Source organism: Pseudomonas sp. SA233 (assembly GCF_054792385.1).
This window is the reverse complement of the sequence record NZ_CP096449.1, coordinates 2231661-2250845: the sequence shown is the minus strand read 5'-3', so window position 1 is coordinate 2250845 and position 19185 is coordinate 2231661. Positions and strand designations below refer to the sequence as shown.

General features: G+C 59.7%; 21 protein-coding genes and 2 pseudogenes. 2 read left to right on the top strand and 21 right to left on the bottom strand.

Going from position 1 to position 19185, the window contains the following annotated elements:
* Window positions 1-102 precede the first annotated feature (102 nt).
* Window positions 103-715: pseudogene (locus tag M1D87_RS10590) on the top strand (transposase family protein); the annotation flags it as partial.
* Window positions 716-758: 43 nt separating this feature from the next.
* Here M1D87_RS10590 and M1D87_RS10585 read toward each other — a convergent pair.
* A pseudogene (locus tag M1D87_RS10585) lies at window positions 759-1611 on the bottom strand (IS5 family transposase).
* Between the two features lie 468 nt (window positions 1612-2079).
* Here M1D87_RS10585 and M1D87_RS10580 point away from each other — a divergent pair.
* Window positions 2080-2532: a very short patch repair endonuclease gene (locus M1D87_RS10580; protein ID WP_421091619.1), complete on the top strand. Its 453-nt coding sequence runs from the start codon at window positions 2080-2082 to the stop codon at window positions 2530-2532.
* Between the two features lie 386 nt (window positions 2533-2918).
* On the opposite strand, the gene M1D87_RS10575 is transcribed toward M1D87_RS10580, so the two are convergent.
* From M1D87_RS10575 to M1D87_RS10480, 20 genes are all read right to left on the bottom strand, one after another.
* Entirely contained in the window at window positions 2919-3116 is a 198-nt protein-coding gene (locus M1D87_RS10575; protein ID WP_322492093.1) for a hypothetical protein, read from the bottom strand.
* A gap of 119 nt (window positions 3117-3235) precedes the next feature.
* Window positions 3236-3442 (bottom strand): hypothetical protein, encoded by a 207-nt coding sequence (locus M1D87_RS10570; RefSeq protein WP_322492092.1) that lies wholly within the window; start codon window positions 3440-3442, stop codon window positions 3236-3238.
* Window positions 3432-3740: a hypothetical protein gene (locus M1D87_RS10565; RefSeq protein ID WP_039615154.1), complete on the bottom strand. Its 309-nt coding sequence runs from the start codon at window positions 3738-3740 to the stop codon at window positions 3432-3434. Before M1D87_RS10565 ends, M1D87_RS10570 begins: the two co-directional genes overlap by 11 nt.
* Window positions 3741-3806: 66 nt before the next feature.
* Window positions 3807-4325: a DUF2514 family protein gene (locus M1D87_RS10560; protein ID WP_421091620.1), complete on the bottom strand. Its 519-nt coding sequence runs from the start codon at window positions 4323-4325 to the stop codon at window positions 3807-3809.
* Window positions 4310-4690, bottom strand: coding sequence for a DUF6527 family protein (locus M1D87_RS10555; protein ID WP_421091621.1), 381 nt, complete (start codon window positions 4688-4690; stop codon window positions 4310-4312). Before M1D87_RS10555 ends, M1D87_RS10560 begins: the two co-directional genes overlap by 16 nt.
* The gene (locus M1D87_RS10550) at window positions 4687-5175 is read right to left on the bottom strand and encodes a glycoside hydrolase family 24 protein (protein ID WP_421091622.1); all 489 of its coding nucleotides are present in this window, start codon (window positions 5173-5175) and stop codon (window positions 4687-4689) included. Before M1D87_RS10550 ends, M1D87_RS10555 begins: the two co-directional genes overlap by 4 nt.
* A 44-nt stretch (window positions 5176-5219) precedes the next feature.
* Window positions 5220-6371, bottom strand: a complete 1152-nt coding sequence (locus M1D87_RS10545) for a hypothetical protein (RefSeq protein ID WP_421091623.1) — start codon at window positions 6369-6371, stop codon at window positions 5220-5222.
* A 19-nt stretch (window positions 6372-6390) separates the two neighbouring features.
* The gene (locus M1D87_RS10540; protein ID WP_421091624.1) at window positions 6391-8349 is read right to left on the bottom strand and encodes a hypothetical protein; all 1959 of its coding nucleotides are present in this window, start codon (window positions 8347-8349) and stop codon (window positions 6391-6393) included.
* Between the two features lie 58 nt (window positions 8350-8407).
* Entirely contained in the window at window positions 8408-11464 is a 3057-nt protein-coding gene (locus M1D87_RS10535) for a host specificity factor TipJ family phage tail protein (protein WP_421091625.1), read from the bottom strand.
* Window positions 11430-11837 carry a hypothetical protein gene (locus M1D87_RS10530; protein WP_421091626.1) on the bottom strand — a complete coding sequence of 136 codons (408 nt, stop codon included), beginning with the start codon at window positions 11835-11837 and terminating at the stop codon, window positions 11430-11432. Before M1D87_RS10530 ends, M1D87_RS10535 begins: the two co-directional genes overlap by 35 nt.
* Window positions 11838-11839: 2 nt before the next feature.
* Complete coding sequence (locus M1D87_RS10525; RefSeq protein ID WP_015269867.1) at window positions 11840-12319, bottom strand: DUF1833 family protein; 480 nt, start codon at window positions 12317-12319, stop codon at window positions 11840-11842.
* Entirely contained in the window at window positions 12316-12768 is a 453-nt protein-coding gene (locus M1D87_RS10520; RefSeq protein ID WP_421091627.1) for a transposase, read from the bottom strand. Before M1D87_RS10520 ends, M1D87_RS10525 begins: the two co-directional genes overlap by 4 nt.
* 27 nt (window positions 12769-12795) lie before the next feature.
* Window positions 12796-12939, bottom strand: a complete 144-nt coding sequence (locus tag M1D87_RS10515; RefSeq protein WP_172827503.1) for a hypothetical protein — start codon at window positions 12937-12939, stop codon at window positions 12796-12798.
* A 9-nt stretch (window positions 12940-12948) separates the two neighbouring features.
* Window positions 12949-15855 (bottom strand): phage tail length tape measure family protein, encoded by a 2907-nt coding sequence (locus M1D87_RS10510; RefSeq protein WP_421091628.1) that lies wholly within the window; start codon window positions 15853-15855, stop codon window positions 12949-12951.
* 57 nt (window positions 15856-15912) lie between these two features.
* A complete protein-coding gene (locus tag M1D87_RS10505) occupies window positions 15913-16212 on the bottom strand; it encodes a hypothetical protein (RefSeq protein ID WP_421091629.1) in 300 nt (99 codons plus the stop codon).
* 46 nt (window positions 16213-16258) lie between these two features.
* Window positions 16259-16513 (bottom strand): hypothetical protein, encoded by a 255-nt coding sequence (locus tag M1D87_RS10500; RefSeq protein ID WP_421091630.1) that lies wholly within the window; start codon window positions 16511-16513, stop codon window positions 16259-16261.
* Between the two features lie 107 nt (window positions 16514-16620).
* Complete coding sequence (locus tag M1D87_RS10495) at window positions 16621-17106, bottom strand: hypothetical protein (RefSeq protein ID WP_232905812.1); 486 nt, start codon at window positions 17104-17106, stop codon at window positions 16621-16623.
* Between the two features lie 57 nt (window positions 17107-17163).
* Complete coding sequence (locus M1D87_RS10490; RefSeq protein ID WP_421091631.1) at window positions 17164-18333, bottom strand: phage tail tube protein; 1170 nt, start codon at window positions 18331-18333, stop codon at window positions 17164-17166.
* Window positions 18334-18393: 60 nt separating this feature from the next.
* Window positions 18394-18801 (bottom strand): phage tail terminator-like protein, encoded by a 408-nt coding sequence (locus M1D87_RS10485; RefSeq protein WP_421091632.1) that lies wholly within the window; start codon window positions 18799-18801, stop codon window positions 18394-18396.
* A complete protein-coding gene (locus M1D87_RS10480; protein ID WP_421091633.1) occupies window positions 18798-19184 on the bottom strand; it encodes an HK97 gp10 family phage protein in 387 nt (128 codons plus the stop codon). The genes M1D87_RS10485 and M1D87_RS10480 overlap by 4 nt, the downstream gene beginning before the upstream one ends.
* Window position 19185: the final 1 nt, after the last annotated feature.

Sequence of the window (19185 nt, the reverse complement as noted above, 5' to 3'; positions counted from 1 at the left end):
GGTTCTGTGACGGCTAAGCGTTACAAACTCTCGGAGGAGACCTGAGATGTCATCTCCTGTCTTATCATCGAAACCAGTGACGGAGGGGCGGCCCCGCCTGAATGGTCAACGGTGTATCAACGGTTCCGGAACCAGCGACTTCAATTAAGTGCTCAAACGCTTGACCTGAGGCTGAATGAGCAAAGTTTGATTGATTTGCAGCCTGAATGATCGACTCAACAGCTGTACGCGCAACCCGAGCCTCGTCAGGTGCCAGAAAAGTGGGGCTTTACGAGCTTACCGGTCACGCGCTGGGCTGCGGGTGCGGAGGCGTCACACAAAATCCACCTGCACTGGGACGCCAATGGTATACCATTGCGCTTCCTTCTCTCTGGCGGTCAAGCCAGTGCCCCCTACGCCCAATCACTACTGAATGATCTCAGCATTCCATCGAATCAGCGTGGCCGCCCGCGCCAACGCTGCCAGTAGCCGCTCGCCGGTAAGGATCACGACGCTAAAACACTGCGCCGTTTCTGCAACCAATATCGAATGCAGCCTGTCATTCCGATGCGCTCGATGAAGCGAAAACCCAAGACTGACTTGGCGAGACTGTTTGATCGCCCCAAATATCGACAGTGCAACATCATCGATGTGCTTGCCTGGATGGCTGAAAGAAAACCGCCGAATGATGACGCGCTTCGGCAAACTCGCGAATTACTTCGCCGCCATGGTTTAACAAATGTGTTCCCTGTGGTGCAACTCTGTTCAAGTCAGACGTACTAGGCTCTGTACGAAAAGAGATGTCGCAAACACCGCATGGAACAAGCCAGCGAGACCATGGCGGCATAGCTTTTCGCGAGCTTGTCGAAGCGTGTCACAATCCGGCGGTTCTCTTTCAGCCAGCCAAACATGCGTTCGATGATGTTGCGCTGTCGATACTTGGGTCGATCAAACAGTCAGGGTAAGCCAGGCTTGGGCTTGCGCTTCATTGAGCGCATCGGAATGACAGGCTTCATTCGATATTGGTTGCAGAAACGGCGCAGTGTTTTGGCGTCGTGATCCTTACCGGCGAGCGGCTACTGGCAGCGTTGGCGCGGGCGGCCACGTTGGCTTGATGGAATGCTGACTTCGTCCAGCAGTGGTTGTGCGTAGCTAATGTCACTGGCTTGACCGCCAGAGAGAAGGAAGCGCAATGGTATCCCATTGGCGTCGCAGTGCAGGTGGATTTTGTGTAACGCCTCCGCACCCGCAGCCCAGCGCGTGACCCGTAAGCTCGTCAAGCCCCACTTTTCTGGCACCTGACGAGGCTCGGGTTGCGCGTACAGCTGTTGAGTCGATCATCCAGGTTTGCAAATCGATCAAGCCTTGCTCATTCAATCTCAGGTGCAAGCGTTTGAGCATCTGATCGAATGTCCCCTGGTTTCGCCAACCCCGAAAGCGTTGATACACCGTTGACCACGGCCAAAAGCGCTCAGGCAAATCTCGCCACGCAGCACCCGAGCAGAGCACCCAGAGCACGCCGTCGAGCATCACGCGGTCGCTCAGGCGGGGCCGCCCCCGGCCATGTGTTTCGGTGAAGAGATCAGCAACCACAATCCTGGCCTCATCCGAGAGTTCGTAACGCTTCGCCATCACAGAATTCCTTTCCGTAGATGGCGGGGAACCCTACAGAATTTCAGCTTCCGAGGGGCGCCTATTCAGTTTCTCGGGATTTCGTACAGAGCCTAAGACCTAGCTGCACTAACAACAAAGAAACCACTACATGTCTAAGCTTGTAGAGCTCAAAACTCTCGATGCTTAGCTTGCTGAACAGCTCAAGCAGCTGAATGCACTTAGCCTGAAACACGGGATTGAACTCAAGCAAAAACTGCGTGCTTTAGTCAGATGCAGCCTCTCACTGCGCGAAGTAAAACTTTTCCTCGCCCCCTGCACCCACTGCCGAGCAGCACAGTCGTGAGCGCAAAGTTAAGCCATACGAAACCCGCAGAATGTCGAGCCCATTGAAATCAAAGCGGTACCACAAGTTTTCTGACAGAGTAGAACTCACAATATTATGCTAAAATTGTAGGGTCTTGGCTCCAATAATCTTGGGATCATCGAATGGATACTTTAAGCCCGAGCGCACGTAGTGAACGAATGAGCAGAATTCACTCCGCTGATACTAAGTTAGAGATAGCAGTAAGAAAATTAATTTTCGGAATGGGGTATCGATACCGACTTCATCGAAAAGACTTACCAGGCAAGCCAGATATAGTTTTTCCATCAAGAAAAAAAATTATTTTTGTACACGGGTGCTTTTGGCATCAACATCCAGACACGACATGCCGAATTGCTAGGATTCCTAAAACGAGAAAAAATTTCTGGATCCCTAAGTTTATCGCCAACCAAAACCGTGACAAACTCGTCATTACTGAGCTGGAGAACTCTGGCTGGAAAGTTTTCGTTATTTGGGAGTGCCAACTCCGAGATATCGATGCTCTACGAAAAAATATTTCAGACTTCTTATCCGACAAGACCCCGATTACGGGATCGGCGATACGCGCGAACTGCTGAGAAGATAAGGATGTGAATCCAGAGCGCTAGGTGAGGGCCGGTTCTCAGCAGCGATATAACAGTGGCAGTAAACATGGTTACTGAGGACGAGCGCCGAGAGATCGAGCAGCTTATAGGCACGGAGCGTGCTCATGAATTAATAGGACCAGATCCTAGCCCCCCTCAAAATCAAGGCCAAAAAAAATCCGGCCACTGTTAAGTGACCGGATTTTCTTGGAGTATTTTGGTCGGGACGGAGTGATTCGAACACTCGACCCCTTGCACCCCATGCATGCCAAGCCAACCTAAAGGCATGATAACACAGGATTTCCGGCCCTGCTTTCGCTGCAACGAAGCCTCACGCGTCCGGACGCATCCTAGCGAAGTCACTTCAAAAGTCACTGGCCTTAAGACGACTTCTCAGCCGAAGGGATCCGCAGGTCTTTGGTCTTCTCCTCAAGGCATTCCTGCTTCTTCTCGAGATCGGAAATACTGTTGCACTCACCGACTGCGTCGATAGGGGCGCGCGTGGTTGTGAGGGTCTTGTACGCGCTGATACCACCAACGACAGCGAGAATGATCAGCAGAGCTCTAAAGGGGGACATCAACATCTCCTCATTTTTTTGGGGCCCAGAAGCTCCCACACCCTCACGCTTAGCGCAAGATAATTTCCGGCGCCCTCTCCGGCGTTCTGCCGACCGATTCCCTTCCTTTATATAGCTGCTCACAGATCGGCGCCGTCCAGCGCCCACAACCTGGCCGACTCTACGATCTCCAGCATGTCGACCAGGTCGCCGTCATCGACCTCCTGCCGCCGGCGCGCGGCATAGGCCATCTCATCGAGCACCGCTGCGCGCCCATCAGGATCAGCCACCAGGGCGACCTGGTCGTTCAACTCGGCCAGCCAGGCCGCCGGCAGGTCAGTTGCCATAATCGCCCACCGCCCGGCACCACCACGACTGGGCATACAGCACGCCATCGATTTCCTCGACACCGTTGATGTTGATCCCGAGTTGGGCCATGCCATTGAGCTTGGCGTCGTGCAGCCGGGGGATGATGTCGGGCCCGGGGGACGGATTGAAAACCCAGGCCTGGGTCGAAACCCGGCCCAGCGGCTCACTGTGGTGGTCACCGATGTGGATGTCGGCCCGCAGGGGCTGGATCTTCCTGAGCTGATCGGAAGGGATGGCCACGCCATTCACGCGGCGGCGAACGAGGAGAAAGTACATGCTGCACCAATACTGTATATCGATACAGTATCGTATCCATCAAAGGGCTGACCGGGCAACTGCCGGTCAGCGGGTCGACTTCATCCTGTCGACCACCGCCTCACAGGCCAGGCCGGCTATTCGGCTTCGCTCAAGCGCTGTCGCGAGGTCTCCCGCCATTCGGTCAGACTCTTCAAGCAATCCCCCGAGCACCACGACGGCAGAGGTTCCTGCCTGGCGCTGCTGGGCAGCGATGGTATCGCAGGTAGCTCGGTGGCCGCCCCGCAGTCGGGCGATTTCCCCGCGCAGCCCGCCAGCAGCAGACTCAGCAGCAGCGGCGCGGCCTTGGGCCAGTTCCAGTTGTTGTCTTGCACTCTCGCCCTCCTTGTCCGCCAAGGACTGGCGGCGCTGTTCTTCGGTTCTGGCCTGGGCCGCGGCGCGGCGATCGCGCTCGGCGACCTGCAGGCGGTAGTCAGCCAGTTCGCCGCGCGCGGCACCGGTTTCACCCTGGGCGACCACGACGCGATACTGCTGGCCAGCGGCGACAAGCAGCAGCGCTGCCAGCCACCAGCACCAGGTCGGCACAAGCCTCACCAGCTGCTCCATGACGCCTCCCAATCCGGCAGATCTATCGTCTGGCCGGCCAGTTCGTGGGTGCAGTCCGCGAGGTATTGGATGCGGCCGTCCGTGACGAACGAATGGCAGACCTTGGGGACCTTGGTCTGCACGATTTCGCCGCGCATGATCTTTTCGCGATCCTCCAGCGTGGTAGCCGGAGGCTCCCACTGATCCCATCGAACCAGGACCGATGGCGTGAAGGTCGGGGCCTCGGGATTCTCGTTGTAGCCCCAGCGCGGACCTGGTCCCGAGCCAATCTTCACGCTGTGCGGTTGATCACAGCCCTTGCAGAAGAACCACAGCGAGCCGTCATGGGCCTGGCCCAGGCAGCGGCCTATCGTTTTGATGGTCATGCCAGCACCCCGCCCAGTTCGACCCAGCGCCCGAGCAGCTTGTCCAGGCGGTGCGGATTCTGCCCATAGCTGTTGCCCGGGAAGCTGGCCCAGATGTTCGAGCACTTGGCGATCGCATCGGCGATGCGGCCTGCCTTAATGTCCTCCAGCGCCCGACGCTCGCGGATCTGCTGCAGGGCGATACGGTCCTGGTTCTCCGGCGTGAAGCCGCCAGCCAAGCGCAGGCTGACCCGGTACGCATCCCAATAACGCTCCAGCAGCTGGTACCGGCCGGCTGCCGTGCTGGTCACAGGCTTGCCGTTGATGGGGAATGTCACCTTACGTCGCGGGTGGTCCGCATAGCCCTGAAACAGGCCGCCGCCGTACAGCACGTTGTATCCATCGTCGCTCGCCCTGACGGTCGAGGTGCCTTCAGAGAAAGCGATCAGGTCCAGAAACCGGAGCACGTTCGCGCCTCCGGCCTGGGTTTCGGTGAGTCTGGCCATGTTTTCTCCAGGCACAAAAAAGCCCGCACTTGGCGGGCTCTATTTCAGAGTTGGGTGGGTGGCTCGTCGCCAGCCCAGTACTGTCGATGGGCGTTTACTTTGACTACATCTCCTGGCTGGAGGGTAAGCCCGTCTACTGCCATTGGGTATTGCTTGCGCGCGGCAGAAATATCAATCCGATTTGAGCGTTCTACTGGCTTGCCGTTTATCGTGACTCGATCTACGCGGATGGTCTGGCCGTACTTATAGGTACCCCAGCCCACCTTCTGAGAGGAAACAAGGTCCTGGCTTTTCTCGCGGAATGCCTCTGAAATCTTGCTGATATCAGTCCATTGACTGAGGCCATCCGAGCCATCAACCCGCTGAAGCAGCTGAGCGTTTTGATAGTTGAGCGGGCCGGCCTGGGTTCCGACCATTGAGAAGCCGTTGAGCTGGTCAAGAGCTTTTACAGTGGTCTGAACTTTAGTTTCGTTACCCTGCAAGACGTACTGTACCGAAATACGAGCTACGGCCTTGTTACCAGGTAACGGGCTCAACACCTCATAGGTCTCTCCAATTTTGACACTCGAGACCTTCCTGAACTTGTCATTCAGAGGGCTGAAGAATCCAGAGCTCACCGACATCGATACCCTGCGTACGGACGGGTAGATCTGAGCTCTGGCTTGACCAGCAGATGAAAGCGTACGACCTCCACCAACCTCATGAAGGTCGCCGTCAGCCGACAGCTTGAATTTCCACTCTCCGTTTGTGCCTACGCTGTCGGAAATCATAGTCACTGATTCCTTCTCCGCGGAAACGACATGGAAATTCGCGCCTGAGCCATCTTTCCAGGCGGTGCCTACAGAAATTGCCTCAGTAGTCGGAATTTTTACCCCGAAGAACGCGCCATGGTTTGCACCAATGAACGTTCCATTGAACTTGACAGGAGAGATGTCGTCCTTTTCACGAGAGACGACGTACCCTCTATTAAAGGGAACGTCACCCTCATTAGAAACGATTCTTGCTCCTGCAAAATTAACGACGTTGTTTCCGCCGTCGCTGCCAGAGAGATCGATCTTCCGTATCAGGAAGCGATTGGTACCGAAATCAGAGCGAATGTACAGTGCACCGTCAATCTTCGCAGCTTCAGTTTTCTCCGCCCCCCAGGCACTGGCAGCCAAAAAAGACGCCCCTATCGCAATAACTATACGCTTCATGCTTCCCTACAATCACTGATTATGAGTAAGTGTCGTGATAGGGAATTGTCGCATATAGCGAGCAGATTGTGGGGGTTCCGACAATGGTCGGATCCGGCTTGTAGGAGATCTGGCCGGAGGGCGATACCGTTATGATGCCAGCCTTTCCAGTCGGATCGGGATTGGTTTTAACGTCAACGCCAGGGAAGTCGGCGGGGAAATCCGTAGCTGGAATGGTTCCCAAGACCGTAGAAACGGCTGGAACCGTCGTCAGGTTCACCACAATCTCAACCGCACGGTCAGAGATTCGATAGCCAGTGAACCTCCCTGGGATTGTAGAGGTATTGACCAAGGACGTAGCGCTCATGTCCAGAGCCTTCCACATAGGGTCCCGGCGAATCGCCTGCTTCTTAGAGGTGACGGTGAGCCCGAGCCGCTGAGCCAGCGTCTCAGCCATCAGCTGATGCCCAAGTTCCTCTGGATGAACGCCAAGCGAAAGCCCGCGGCCATTGCGCTCAGCCTCGGTGTAAGGCAGGCCAGAGACCGTCCATATCTGATCGGCTTCGATTAGGATTGCACCCGGGATACTTGCCGCGCCACGGCGGATGGAGGCGCGCAGACCGTGCGTATAAGGCTGCTGATAGAGCCAGTCGATAAATACTACACGGGTTCGGTTGGCAAGGGCCGCAGCGATTATCCAGTCTATACGCTGATCATATGCAGCCTGCGCGGCTGGATCGTAGCCGGTGATGTCGTTTGTGGCCAGCGCCCAGATGAAGGCATGACAACCTGTGCAAGCCCGGTTGATCACATCTTGACCGACGAATTTTCCGGCCCGACCGTCTCGACTGAAGTTTTGAACTCTGAAACTGGTGCCCGTCGTCTCGTTGGTAAACTCTAGGCCGGTGATCCGTATGGTCCCAGACTTGTTACGGACAATAAACAGTGCAACGCCCCGATTGGCTGCCTGCAAAGCTCCGATTTCCAGAGCGCCACTACGATCAAATCCGCTACCAGAGCCATTGGTGACCAGTGTCTGGACGACAACACCATTCACTACGATTTCAATTTCTCCGGTGACAGTTCCATCGAACCAAAGCCTTACATACCGCTGGCTGATCGGAGCGCGGTAGAACTGGGAGCTCCCTGGTATCGATGACTCAAGAGCATACCCAAACGGAATGTGAGCAGCAGCGGCGCCCGCAACAGATACCCATGTCCCTGTCTGCGAAGTGTAGGTGGAGAAGTACTGGTCATACGTTCCACCTTCGTTCGAAGTCCGAGGCAAAATGCTCAGAACCCCAATATTGGTCGATCCAAGCTCAATATTGAGCATCTTCTTGAGGATGCCGATGTAGCTGTCACGCTCAATGATGTTTGCGTTCGCACCGAAGCTGATGGAGTCACCGAATATGTTGAGGCACCTAACACCCCATGGGTTTTGGGTGTAAAGGTTGGAGTTCACTGAGTTGTACGACTTGCTGGACTGAGAGACCAAATTTCTAGCCGACCCAGCTGCGGATTCCTGCAGTTGTGCAACCCCTGACTCAAGCGCCGCCAGGTCAGCGTCAACAGTGCTGGTGCCTCGGTGAACCATGGTTGCGCCAGTCGAAGACGCCAGAGCCTGCCGCAGAGCGGCGTCCCCTACAGCTTGAAGTTTCGGAGCGTCGGTTGCCCAGGTGCCGGTAAGCGTCAGCGGGATATCCAATGCATCGGTTACCCTGTAGAGCTCGCCATCGCGCTGAACCAACTGGGTTTGACGCTCGACCACCACTCCGGCGCCATATACCAGATAAACCGACTCATACCCCATGGCGATCAGGTAGTCGGTGACCTGCTGCATGATCCCGCGCCAGGACCTCAGCGGCACACCAAGTCGGCTCAGGTATTCCCCAAGCGGACCGTTCATCAGCAGATCAATTACGCCAGAGTTATCGTGCAGATCGAACGGACTGCTCGACCCATCTGGACCAACAGGGTTACCGGTGTTGTAGCGCATAGATTCTCCGGGCATAAAAAAACCCGCTCAGTGGCGGGCATGCTCGATTAGGGTCCGGTCAGGCCGGCGGGAATTGATCGTCATAGGTGTAAACGCGGGCGTCGTAGGGCATGCCCTTCATGGCGACGTTTCCGTTTGCAGGGTCTGAGCTGGTGATCAGGGTCGGGTACGCCCAGCGGGCGGCCGGACCGAACAGGATGTGCGGCGGCTCAAGCGGCCCGTCGACCACGGGCGTAAAGTCGAGCGCATCCACCCGGACCGTGTACTGATCCACCTGCGTGGCGGTCCACGGCCCAGAAAGCGTGCCGTCCAGCTTGCGCACGCCAATACGGTGCTCGCCGCCGGCGCTGAAGTCCAGCGGCTCGGACGAAGTCAGCAGCGTGCCCGCCCCAGTCACATCGAAGGCCAGCAGGATCGCGCTCTGGCATCCCTTCGGCCTGTCGTCGGCAACCGCGGCGAAGCTGAGGTAGCCGCTGTTGCTGCCATCCATCTCGGTTTCCCACGTGTAAACGTCGGTCCTGAACTTCTGGTGGCCACGGCGGCGCATGCCGATACGCCAGGCTCTGGTCCTGTCGCTGATGCCGGGCATCTTGATCTTCTCGACCTTAATGCCTTGGTCACCAGGCCAGCGGCACTCGACCGTTTCCCACGCCCAAGTGGTGCGCGAGAAGAACTCCACATCAACGCCATCGAAGTCGTTGATCGACGGCATGGCGCCGCTGATCTTGAGCATCTTGGTCATGTTCTGTGGTGAGTAGGTCTGCGTCTTCGGGCCGTAGGTGACATCGAACGCTGCCCGGGCGCTGTCCCGCACCGGACGTAGCAGGCCCCGGAACGTCACCAGTTCGCCGAACCCGCACGCCAGGGCGTTGTTCACCATGTCCTTCACGGTGATTGTCGAGTCCAGCGTCTCGTCGTAGGTATCGCCCCGTGCCACGCAGGTCTCGTGGAAGGCCTGCCACTCAGGCAGGTCCAGGTCGTCGTCCGTGTATCCGCGCTGCTTCAGCTGGTAGATGCACCAGGGCACGATGTCGCGGGTTGGCCCGGTACCGCCCTCCATCAGCGGCAGGACCCGGGTAGCCTCGACACTGATCTGGCTTTCCGACTGCGCCGACAGTCGGTCGCCTCCACGGATATTGCAGGTCATCACCGTCAGGCCTGGATAGCTCGTTGGCGAGTTCTGCATGCGGCCGCGCAACGCTGTCCATGTCGCGTCATCCCGAGCTTCCTCGTTGACGCGACCAGGTCGATCAACATACAGCTCACGAATCCTGCACTCTGGTCGCATGGGATACGGCGGGGTCGTTCGGTTGGTGAAGCCCTGCGCATCAAGAGAGCCGCCTGTGTGGGCCTTCTCAATGACAGTCCAATCACCAGCTACATCCATGTCGCGGTATTCGAACACATGGTATGCGGTGACCTCGTAGATCTGACCCTCTCGACCAATGCCGCACAATCCATTGGCAAACGTGACTGTCCACTCGATCTCGGTGACCTTCTCACCCTCTGGGCAACAGGCAACCGGGCCACGATAGCCACCCTGCAGGTTCGAGGGGTCCAGTGTGATCAGGCCATTTACCGTCTGCATGGCGTTGAAGCCTGGCCATCCGGTGTCGGAAGCCCCTGACGAGGTCAGGCGTTCGACCTCGAGGAGGCTCGTGCTGAAGGCCGTAATCCGGTACCGAAGCCCGCGCGGGCCAATGGTTGCCAGGCCCTGGCCCAGCGCCAAGCCGACCACTGGCGAGCCGCCGTCGTAGTCCAGAGTCATCTCGGCTGGCTGCTCTGGGATGGCACTGGTGGTGGCAGTCCCAGTGACGCCAACTGGCGAGGCGCCCAAGATAGTGGTCGCTCCAGTTGCGGTGATGGCCTGGCCGGAGAAAGGTGTCAGCTCGACAATGCGTAGCACGCTGCCGCTAACCTGGGCCTGGAATGGCATTCCGCTGAAAAGCGTGTTCAGTGCAGAAACCAGGCCGGCCAGGTTGGTGGTGGCAGTGTTCAGCGTGATCGGGTAGCTGGTCGCACCGCGGAGCAGGGTGAAGCTCAGCGGGGTGACGTTGAAGTCATACCGAGTCGGCGCAGCAGACCCGGTCAGCATGGAAGCGGTCCCAGGGTTTGCCGGAACGGCTGGGCTGTATGGCGTGTAGCTGTGCACGACGTACAGGCCAGCATTCGCCCCTGCAACCTCGATGAGCATGCCAGGGGTCGGGCTCAGCATCTCCAGCGGTCCGCGCACGATGTCGCGCCCGGCGCCGCCGTCAATGACGGTATAGGTGTACGGAGCGAGCACGCGGATGATGATGCCGTTCGACCAGTCGCCCGGAAACTGGCCTGAGCCGGCCGGCACGCTGATAGTTTCACCAGCGAATTGATACGCCGAGGCCGTGGCGGACCGGGTAATGTCGGTGGCAACGGTCAGTTCAAGACCCGCAGAGCCGCTGGAACTGGCCCCAACCTCTGGCGCATTGAACCAGTTGATATGGGCAGGATCGGCGCTCAGGTCGGCCCCTGGTGGGTAGATGGTGAAGGTAGCGTCAGCACCCAAGGAGATCAGCGGGGTTTCGCCAACCCTTACCTTGGCCGGCGGGATGTCGTACTCGCCTTCACCGATGTACAGCAGCATCTCCACGCGCAGGTCTCGTGGGGCGACATGCGCGCTACGCGGCTGTGCGAGGTAGGAGCCATAGGTGCGTTGGTGCCCGGCAATCTGCCGCACGGGGTCGCCCAGCTTGACCTTGTTGCCCTTGGCGCTGGCGTCCATCAGGGGGTCGCCCTGCTGGGTTCCAGCGCTGGATGGCATGCCAGGCATCTTCGGCATCAACGCCTTCAGCACCGCCTTGGCGCCCTTGAACAGGGCGAAGGTGATGGAGAAAGGATCGGTGCCTTTCGGCTCGCGGTAGATCTGGAGCAGGTCAGACGGCTTGAACTTCACCTTGTGCCACAGGTGCTGCTCAATCACCTCATCATTGAGGACAACGCTGATCGGCGGGCTTTCCCGGCGCTCGTAGGAAGGGGCCTGCGACTTCAGCCACTCCTCGATGGTCATGCGTCGGTCGGTCTTCCAGGTGCCGAGCGGCGCGGTGTCACTGAGTTTGTTCGGGAAGAATTCGACGGTCACGGTAGTAAACCACCCTTGGATGCGCGGCTTCGAACTCGCCGGTTGTCCGGAGGCAGGCGCCGCCGGGGTTTGTGTCCAGCACCTTCAGGCGCCCTTCGCTTTCCACCACCACGCCGACATGCAGGCACAGCGCGCCGCGGAACACGGCGGCTATGGCCCCTGGCTCCGGATCGCACTCCTCCATGCCTTGGCGCAGGTCGTGATAGGCGGAGGTATTGGCCCTGAGCTTGTCCTTGCCCACGGCGCCCAGGCTGGGCAGCAGCGGCAAACCAAACACCTGGTGGCGAACGGCGATGCACAGCCCCCAGCAATCGAAGGCAATAGGCCCCCGTGCACCCTCGCGATACGGGGCGCGCATGAATTTTTCGATCATGGTCAGATGTACTTCAGGCCTGGTGCCAAGGATGTGGTCAGGATGGTGCGGAGACCGTTGGTGTTGAGCAGGTCGAAGAAGCCGGCGGTCAGCTTGGCAACATCGTCCTCATATTCCCGGCTGAGCAGCGTCATGCGGTACCGCTCTTGCGGGAACGACAGGTCTTCGGCCAGGTAGCGGCGGAAGGTGATGATGAACCGGTCGTCGGCGGCCTTGGCCTCCTCCACGACCTCCTGCACTTCGCCAGTCACGTTGTCCAGGCCCAGCACCAGGTTCTGGAACGCGCTGTTGTCGTTCTTGGGCAGGGCCAGGTCCATGGCCATTGCGATGAAGGTCAGCGTGCGGCCGTCCTCGGTGGTGCACACCCGGTCTTCCCAGCCTGAGCAGTACAGGTGGGAGACGGTGCCGCCCTCCTTCCTGGCTTCGATGGTGTCCACCAGCTCGCCCCTGCCCGAGGCGTAGCACTCCTCGATAAGGCTCATGCTTCAGGCCACTCCCTGTTCGCCGCCACATCGATGACGTTCTTGTTGAACCAGTACTCAGGGAACTGCTCCCAGCCTTCAGGGATCATCGGGCGCTGTTTGAGCTCGGCGCTGATGGAATAGCGCCAGCGCTTGACCTGAGTGAGTTCAACCTTCCCGTAGATACCGATGAAGTGAATTTGGTAGGTGGTGAAGCCGGCCGGTAGCTGGAGCGGCATTTCGAACCACTCCAGCCCATCATTCAGCGTTCGCGAATACCACGCCTCGAAGAATGCCGCCTCATCCTCTTCAAACACGAAGTTGAACGTCAGTTCAGACGGGACATAGCTGTGCACCTTCCGGTACCGGCGGCGACCGGTGACCATCGGCGTCGAGCGCATCGGGTCAACCGTGGTGTAGCCATAGCCATCCTGCAGCGGAAGTGGCAATTCTGCCGGGTATTGAATCATTGCCGTTCCTCAGCTGAGGTTTGCGTTTTAGGTGAGCGGGCTGAGTCCCAGAGCTTCCTCGATGCGGGCGAGCCGCCTTTGCAGAAGGAGCTCTTTCTCATCGGGCGGCACAACGGGCTCGGGCACAGTTGCGCCCGCCCCGCTGTCGGCCTCGTCGGTTTCGGTGGTCATGGGATCTACCTACGTTGGGTTGCGCGAAAGCCCGTAGGCCGCCTCGATCGCCTGAGCCCGCTCGCCCCCACCCCAGATGTCAGCAACGAAGGCGTCGATCTGCAGCTGGCCGTCGTCACCGGTGCGCTGATCAACAGTGCCGGCGCGGGACCGGTCTTCGATCAGGTTCACGGTGACGTTTGGCTGGGCGACCACGGGCGCCTGGGTGCTACCGGACGATTGAATCGAAACAACCGAACCGCCACCACCAGCCGCCGATACCCGCTCATTCGAGTTGATCGCCTCGAGCAGCGCACGGTTGCGCTTGGTGGCCGCGGCATTCACCACGAACTCGCCATCGCTCAGGCGGGCCATGATGCTGTCGGAGGTGCCGGTACCGGCGCCGGACACGTAGCCACCGGTGGCGAAGCCAGGGATCACGGCCAGGCTGGACGCCAGGGCAGTGGTCGAGGTCAGCGCTGCATCGGCCGGCACGGCGTTGGCGCCCAGCGTTGCTAGGGAGGCAAACGCCGCAGCCGGCGCCCAGGCCGCGGCCGTGGTTCCGGCCAGGATCATGCTCTGGCTGGCTGCTGCAGTGCCGAGAGTGGCGTTCAGCGCCGCATTCAGCGCCATCTGCACGCCCATCTTCACGAAGCCCGCGATGATCTCGCGCACCACGTTCGAAGCGATATCGCCAAGCGTGCTCATGGACAGCTGCCCGCTCATAATCGCGTCGGTGATATCGGTCGAGATGGTGTTGAATGCGCTGGAGAAGATCGACTGCGTTTGCCCGGCGATGTCGCGCGCCTGGTTGCCGAAGTTCTGCACTGCAGCCGTCCACCCGTTGATCGGGTTGAGCATGGCCTGGTCCATCTGCGCCCAGCCGGCCTGGAGCGCTGCCAGTTGCTGCGGGAGAAACTCGTTCGTCAGGTCGATCTGCGCCTGCAGGTCCTGGCGCTGCTTTTCCGTCGTGGCGTTCGCCATTTCGGTGCGTAGTTGCAGGATACGATCGTTGGTCTGCTGCTCGAGTTGAACACGCTGCTGCATGCGCTGCGTTTGCAGGTCTCCCATGCCAACACTGGCTGCATCCAGGCTGTACTGGGCGCGGTCATTGTCCAGCTGTTTTTGCAGCTGCGCCCGGTATTCCTCGGCCTGGGTCAGGCCTTTGGCTCCCTTGATGGCGGCGGCGTAGTTGATCGACGCCTGGGCCAGAGCCTTGCTGTACTCCTCCTGAGTGATCTTGCCCTTGCTCAATGCCAGGTCGAGTTGACCCTGCTCCTTGGTCAGCGCCCGGGCGGCCTGGGCTGCTGGATCATACTGGCCGTACAGGCGGGCGAATGTGGTTTCTGCCTCCGACACGCCTTTGTTGGCGCCTTTCGGCGTGTTCTTCTTCGCCTCACGCTCCTTGATGTCGGCGATTTCCTTCTCAATGTTCTTGCGCGACTGAGCGTATTTCGCTTCCTCTGCAGCGGTGAACACCCCTGCAGCTACGGCTTTAGCGCGCGCTTTGTCGAGGTCTGTCAGCTCCTTGTTCAGGCGCTGGGTCTGCGTGAGCGAGCTTTTGTAGGTTGCATCCAGGTCCTGCAGACCCTTGCGCCCATCCTCCTGAATTCGGCGCCGCTTCTCTTCCTCTTCCAGGGTTGCCGCATTGGTCTTCTGGATGTCCTGACGCTGCTTGAGCTCAGCCTGAAGGCTGGCGATGCGATCGCGGGCATCGTTGTCCTCGTAGGCCGTGTCCAGGGTGCTCTGCAGGTAGGCAATCTTCTGCTGAAGCTGGGTGATGGCCTTGCCTTCGCTCTCGACGCTCTTCCTGCCGATGCTTGCAAAGGCGTCAAGAACCTCGTTGGTGGCGTCCTTGATGTTGAGCCAGCCGCGTTCGATCAGGCCCAGGTTATCGCGGATCTTGGACGTCCGCTGCCCCATTGCCTCGGCGTAGGTGCGCTCTGCCAGGTCTGCGGCCGCCACAGCGTTACCCTGATCCGACAGGGCCTTGATCTGGGCATACACCGACGCGGTCAGGAATCGGTATTTCTCATCCAGTTCGACGATTCCAGCCACCGGGTCTTTGCCCAGCTTGATGAACTCGGCGACCGTGTCCTCTACTGCCTTTCCGGTGATGCGCTGCATCTCGACAGCAGTCGTTGTGATGAGCTTCAGGTTGCCGGTAGTGTTCACGCTCGCGGCGGTGAGTTGCGCCAGTGCGCCGGCCGCCTGCCCAAACGTTCCTGTCACCTTGTCCGCAGACTCGGCCAGGCCGATCAACTGGGCCTCGGAGGCTTTCGAGAAGTTTCCGGTCAGGATCAGGCTGTCGCGCAGGGCGTCGGATTGCTCGGACCCTTTGTAGTAGGCCAGGGCCAGCGCACCAGCGGCGGCTGCCGCAACAGTGAATGGGTTCACCAGGCCCAGGATGTACCCGCCGAGCGCCTGTGCTGCAGGGCCGATGCCGCCGAACATGTCTTTGAGCTGGCCACCCTGTTGCAACAGCACAGTCAGCGGAGCCTGCCCACTCTGGAGGCTCACTGCGATATCGGTGAACTGTGCCGGGACGCCGCGCAGCGCAGCTTGGTAGGCCTTGGCCGACATGCCCGCCCTGTTCATGCCTTCGGCAGTTTCCCCCAGGGCATCTCGCATCGTGTTGATGCGCTGCGTGTACTCGACAAAGGTATCACTCTCGACAATCCCAGCCTTCTTGAACTTGGCCAGCTTCTCCTGCATGTCGTCGAGGCGACCGAGTGCAGCGACAGTGGGGTTGATCTGCCCCAGCAACTGGGAAAGCTCTTTGCGCTGATCATCGAGGCTGCTGCTCACGCCATCCGCCGAAGTCGCTGCAGCATCGCCAGCGCGCTCCATGCGCTCAAGCGAACTGGTCAGGTCATCGGCATTGCGCTTGGCGCCCCGCGAGTCGATGGTTACCGCCAGGCGGGATTCCTGCGCCATGTCATTCTCCGGGCATAAAAAAACCCGCTCAATGCGGGTTCTTTATCGATTCGTTGTTCAGTTGTGAGCGTCGTAGCACTCTCGGTAGGCTGCATTCTGGAATTCGGAAATGGCGGTGGCCCGCTCATTGGCGTCATCAAACACCCGAACCTGGTAAGCCTTCATAACCATGGCTTCCGAGAACTTGCTGCCGTCTCCCACCGTGTTGATGGCATCCTTCAGCAGATCGCCATCCTGCCGAGATTTCATGGCCTCAGCTGCAAGATCCGATATTTTCGCACACTGATCAGGCGCCTTTGCAAAGGTGGCGCCGGTCGGCATCAGGGCAATGGCGGCAACTAGCAGCAATCGATTCATGGCTTCCTCCAAGAGATGGCCAGAATCTACCACAGCTCTGCGCCTATCAACGCGTCTTACGCCTGCCCTTACCTTCGGATTCGGCCCGAGCCTCTTCCTGTTGCTGATCCCACCGCCGGCGGAATTCGTCGTCCAGGGCGAAGATGGCGGCATCGAACTCTTCGCGGCATATCACCGAGGGGTAGCGGTCGAGGTATTCGGTGATCGCTGACGGCGCAATTGGCGCAGGCGCGCCGATCATGCCGACGTACTGCCGGGACCGACCGATGTGACCGTAGGCTTCAAGGATCTCGGCTACCACATCGTCGATCTCTGGCGGCTCTTGGGCCTTCAGCCCGAGGCGCTCATGCTTCCAGCGCTTCTTTTCGTTCTCAGGCCCGGCCCAGTCCCTACCCCAGCGATATGCCGCTACTGCTTTTCCGCAGTGGCCTGGGCCTGCTCCTCGATGCGCTTGGCGATGTCCAAGGCGGTGCGCAGGGCCAGGAAGTAGACGCTGGGCAGCTGCTCGATCAGTGCCTTGCACAGCTGCGGGGTGTACTTGGCTGGCTCGCCCGGGCGCTCCTCAACGTCGATACCCTGCCAATCCTTGATCAGATGCTTGGCGGCCAGGTCGATGAACAGGTCGTCGTCGGTTTCGAGCTCAACATCGGGGATGGAGTCGACGGTGAAGCCAGCGGTGCCCACCCCGGCCTGCTGGTTCAGCGCGGCGAGGTGCCGGCGGATCACGGCCTGGTGTGACTTGTAGATCGGGTTGGCGATGGACGCGACCAGGATCGCGGCAGTGTCCGGACCCTTCTCGCATTTCATGGCCAGGCCGTCCGGGCCGACCTTGAAGTGCACCCAACGCTCGCCATTGATGTCCAGCTCAGGCTTCTTTGCAATGGTGATGCCCATGGTAATCCTCTGCGGTAAAAGGCCCGACGCACACCGCAGGGCGCGCCGGGCAAAGGTTTAAGCGGTGACAGTGACAGCGCAGGTGTCGGTCTTGGTGCCGTCTGCGGCGCTGGTCGCGGTGATGGTGGCGGTACCGGCAGCCAGGCCGGTTACCAGGCCGGTGGCGCTCACGCTGGCGATCGCCGGGGCCGAAGAGGTCCAGGTGACCAGCTGGCTTGCGCCTACCGGGGTGACCACGGCTTCGAGGTCTGCGGTTTCGTCTACCGCCAGGCTCAGGGTGGCCGGGGTTACTTCCACCGCAGCAACGACGATGGGCGCCGGCAGGCGAGTAATGGTCGGCGGCACGCGGCGGGCGGTGTAGTTCAGTTCCACCTGGACGATGTCGGTGGCGCCGCCGTCCGGCCAGTCGCCGCTGACTTCCATCTCGGGGATGAGGAAGGTGTAGCCACCGTCTGCGTTGCTCAGGGTGAACTCAAAGCTGAGCGAGTCGCCGGTCTGCTGCGCCTTCCAGTACTGGTAGGCGGTCTTGGACCAGCTCAGGGTGATCGATCCGCCCGGCACGAAGGTGGTCTGGATGATGTTGCCGGCGAACGGATTGCCGTTGCCGATGCATCGCTGGGTCTGCGAGTTGTTGGCGAACTGCAGGTTGAAGGTGTCAACGCACGCGTTGTCGTCACCCAGTTGCACGCCGTTGATCTTCAGCCCGGTCACATCCTTGAAGCCGTAGCGCCGCTGTTTGGCCTCAGGGGCAGGGCTGACGATGAAGGAAGTGTTGTCGGCCTTGTCCTGCCACGAAGTGGCCATGAACGTGGTGGTGACGCTGATCTCGTTGTCGTTCGGGACCTCGATGTTGATCGTATCAACCTGGGCGCCGCGGGCGATGCCAGCGATACCGACGTCAGCGTCATAGGCGGCGATGGAGAACGAGATGCGCTCGTTACCCATGGTCAGGGTATTACCGGACCAGTTCGCACCGAAGCAGGAGGCCAGGAACTCGTCCAGTGCTCCGTAGCGGAACTTGGTCTCGATATCGCCACCGACATCCACGGTCGTCTGGGCAGTGCCCTGCGACATGCGAGTCTCGCCGATCTCGTTGTTCTCTTCGGTGTTGTAGGTAGGCACCAGGCCGAAGCTGACGCGGGTCAGCACGTTCCACGGGCCTGGCGGGGTGACCCCCGGGGTGACTTCGCGAATCCACGCGGTAGAGCGCTTTGCACCACTGGACATGGGGTGTATCTCCTATCGATAGGCGTAAAAAAACCGCCATGTGGCGGTGCAAGTAGGGGCTCAGTAGGCCCGGTATGGGATCGACACGTTTACCTGGTACCAGCCGTGGCCGTCATCGCCGATCGCGCTGGCCGACGCGGCGTGGCATTCGAACGGCCCGGTCGGGTCGCTGTAGAACTCGAAGTGCTGCACCAGCGTATCGGCGGCCTTGGTGATGGCCAGGGTGCCCTTGTTACTGGGCGCGAACAGCTGAACCATGATGATGCCGGTGCGGCGCACGCATGGGCCGATGCCGACCTCGGGTGTGCTGGAAAGGCCTGGAACGTCCGCCAGCCTGGCCCAGATGGGTTTGCCGGCCGGATCGAACGGCCCCTGCGGGTTGTTCGGGTAATCGACAGCGGATGCGGGTATGCCCGCCCACTGCGCCATGCGGCCAGTGACAATGGCTCTGATCTGTTCGAAGGTCATGAGTAGGCCTGCGATACGCTGTTGAACGACACCCCGTAGATACCGGCGGGCGCCTGCTGGGAGTGCCCATCCTCAAGCGGTCCTGCATACGGCAAATTGTTCTGGATGAAGACCTGCGTGTATGGTTCCAGGCCGGTGACTGCTCGAACACCGGCCTGGATGGTTTCTGCACCCGTTGGGTCGACGTTCACGGTGCTGGTGTACACCGGCGCCCCGACGCTGACGATGTTGTTGCCACGGAAGCGCCCGGTATCAACCGGAGACCGCAGAACGATCTCGTTGAGCATGGCCATGGCGATAACCCTAACGCGCTGGCTCAGCTGCTCCTCCACTACCCCGGTGAACATGCTGGGCGGCGTGCTCCAGCCTCTGTTCTTGGCCATG

Coding starts and splice junctions, on each gene's coding strand:
- M1D87_RS10580 (WP_421091619.1), top strand. CDS start 2,080: ATGGATACTTTAAGCCCGAGCGCACGTAGTGAACGAATGAGCAGAATT.
- M1D87_RS10575 (WP_322492093.1), bottom strand. CDS start 3,116: ATGTCCCCCTTTAGAGCTCTGCTGATCATTCTCGCTGTCGTTGGTGGT.
- M1D87_RS10570 (WP_322492092.1), bottom strand. CDS start 3,442: ATGGCAACTGACCTGCCGGCGGCCTGGCTGGCCGAGTTGAACGACCAG.
- M1D87_RS10565 (WP_039615154.1), bottom strand. CDS start 3,740: ATGTACTTTCTCCTCGTTCGCCGCCGCGTGAATGGCGTGGCCATCCCT.
- M1D87_RS10560 (WP_421091620.1), bottom strand. CDS start 4,325: ATGGAGCAGCTGGTGAGGCTTGTGCCGACCTGGTGCTGGTGGCTGGCA.
- M1D87_RS10555 (WP_421091621.1), bottom strand. CDS start 4,690: ATGACCATCAAAACGATAGGCCGCTGCCTGGGCCAGGCCCATGACGGC.
- M1D87_RS10550 (WP_421091622.1), bottom strand. CDS start 5,175: ATGGCCAGACTCACCGAAACCCAGGCCGGAGGCGCGAACGTGCTCCGG.
- M1D87_RS10545 (WP_421091623.1), bottom strand. CDS start 6,371: ATGAAGCGTATAGTTATTGCGATAGGGGCGTCTTTTTTGGCTGCCAGT.
- M1D87_RS10540 (WP_421091624.1), bottom strand. CDS start 8,349: ATGCGCTACAACACCGGTAACCCTGTTGGTCCAGATGGGTCGAGCAGT.
- M1D87_RS10530 (WP_421091626.1), bottom strand. CDS start 11,837: ATGATCGAAAAATTCATGCGCGCCCCGTATCGCGAGGGTGCACGGGGG.
- M1D87_RS10525 (WP_015269867.1), bottom strand. CDS start 12,319: ATGAGCCTTATCGAGGAGTGCTACGCCTCGGGCAGGGGCGAGCTGGTG.
- M1D87_RS10520 (WP_421091627.1), bottom strand. CDS start 12,768: ATGATTCAATACCCGGCAGAATTGCCACTTCCGCTGCAGGATGGCTAT.
- M1D87_RS10515 (WP_172827503.1), bottom strand. CDS start 12,939: ATGACCACCGAAACCGACGAGGCCGACAGCGGGGCGGGCGCAACTGTG.
- M1D87_RS10510 (WP_421091628.1), bottom strand. CDS start 15,855: ATGGCGCAGGAATCCCGCCTGGCGGTAACCATCGACTCGCGGGGCGCC.
- M1D87_RS10505 (WP_421091629.1), bottom strand. CDS start 16,212: ATGAATCGATTGCTGCTAGTTGCCGCCATTGCCCTGATGCCGACCGGC.
- M1D87_RS10495 (WP_232905812.1), bottom strand. CDS start 17,106: ATGGGCATCACCATTGCAAAGAAGCCTGAGCTGGACATCAATGGCGAG.
- M1D87_RS10490 (WP_421091631.1), bottom strand. CDS start 18,333: ATGTCCAGTGGTGCAAAGCGCTCTACCGCGTGGATTCGCGAAGTCACC.
- M1D87_RS10485 (WP_421091632.1), bottom strand. CDS start 18,801: ATGACCTTCGAACAGATCAGAGCCATTGTCACTGGCCGCATGGCGCAG.
- M1D87_RS10480 (WP_421091633.1), bottom strand. CDS start 19,184: ATGGCCAAGAACAGAGGCTGGAGCACGCCGCCCAGCATGTTCACCGGG.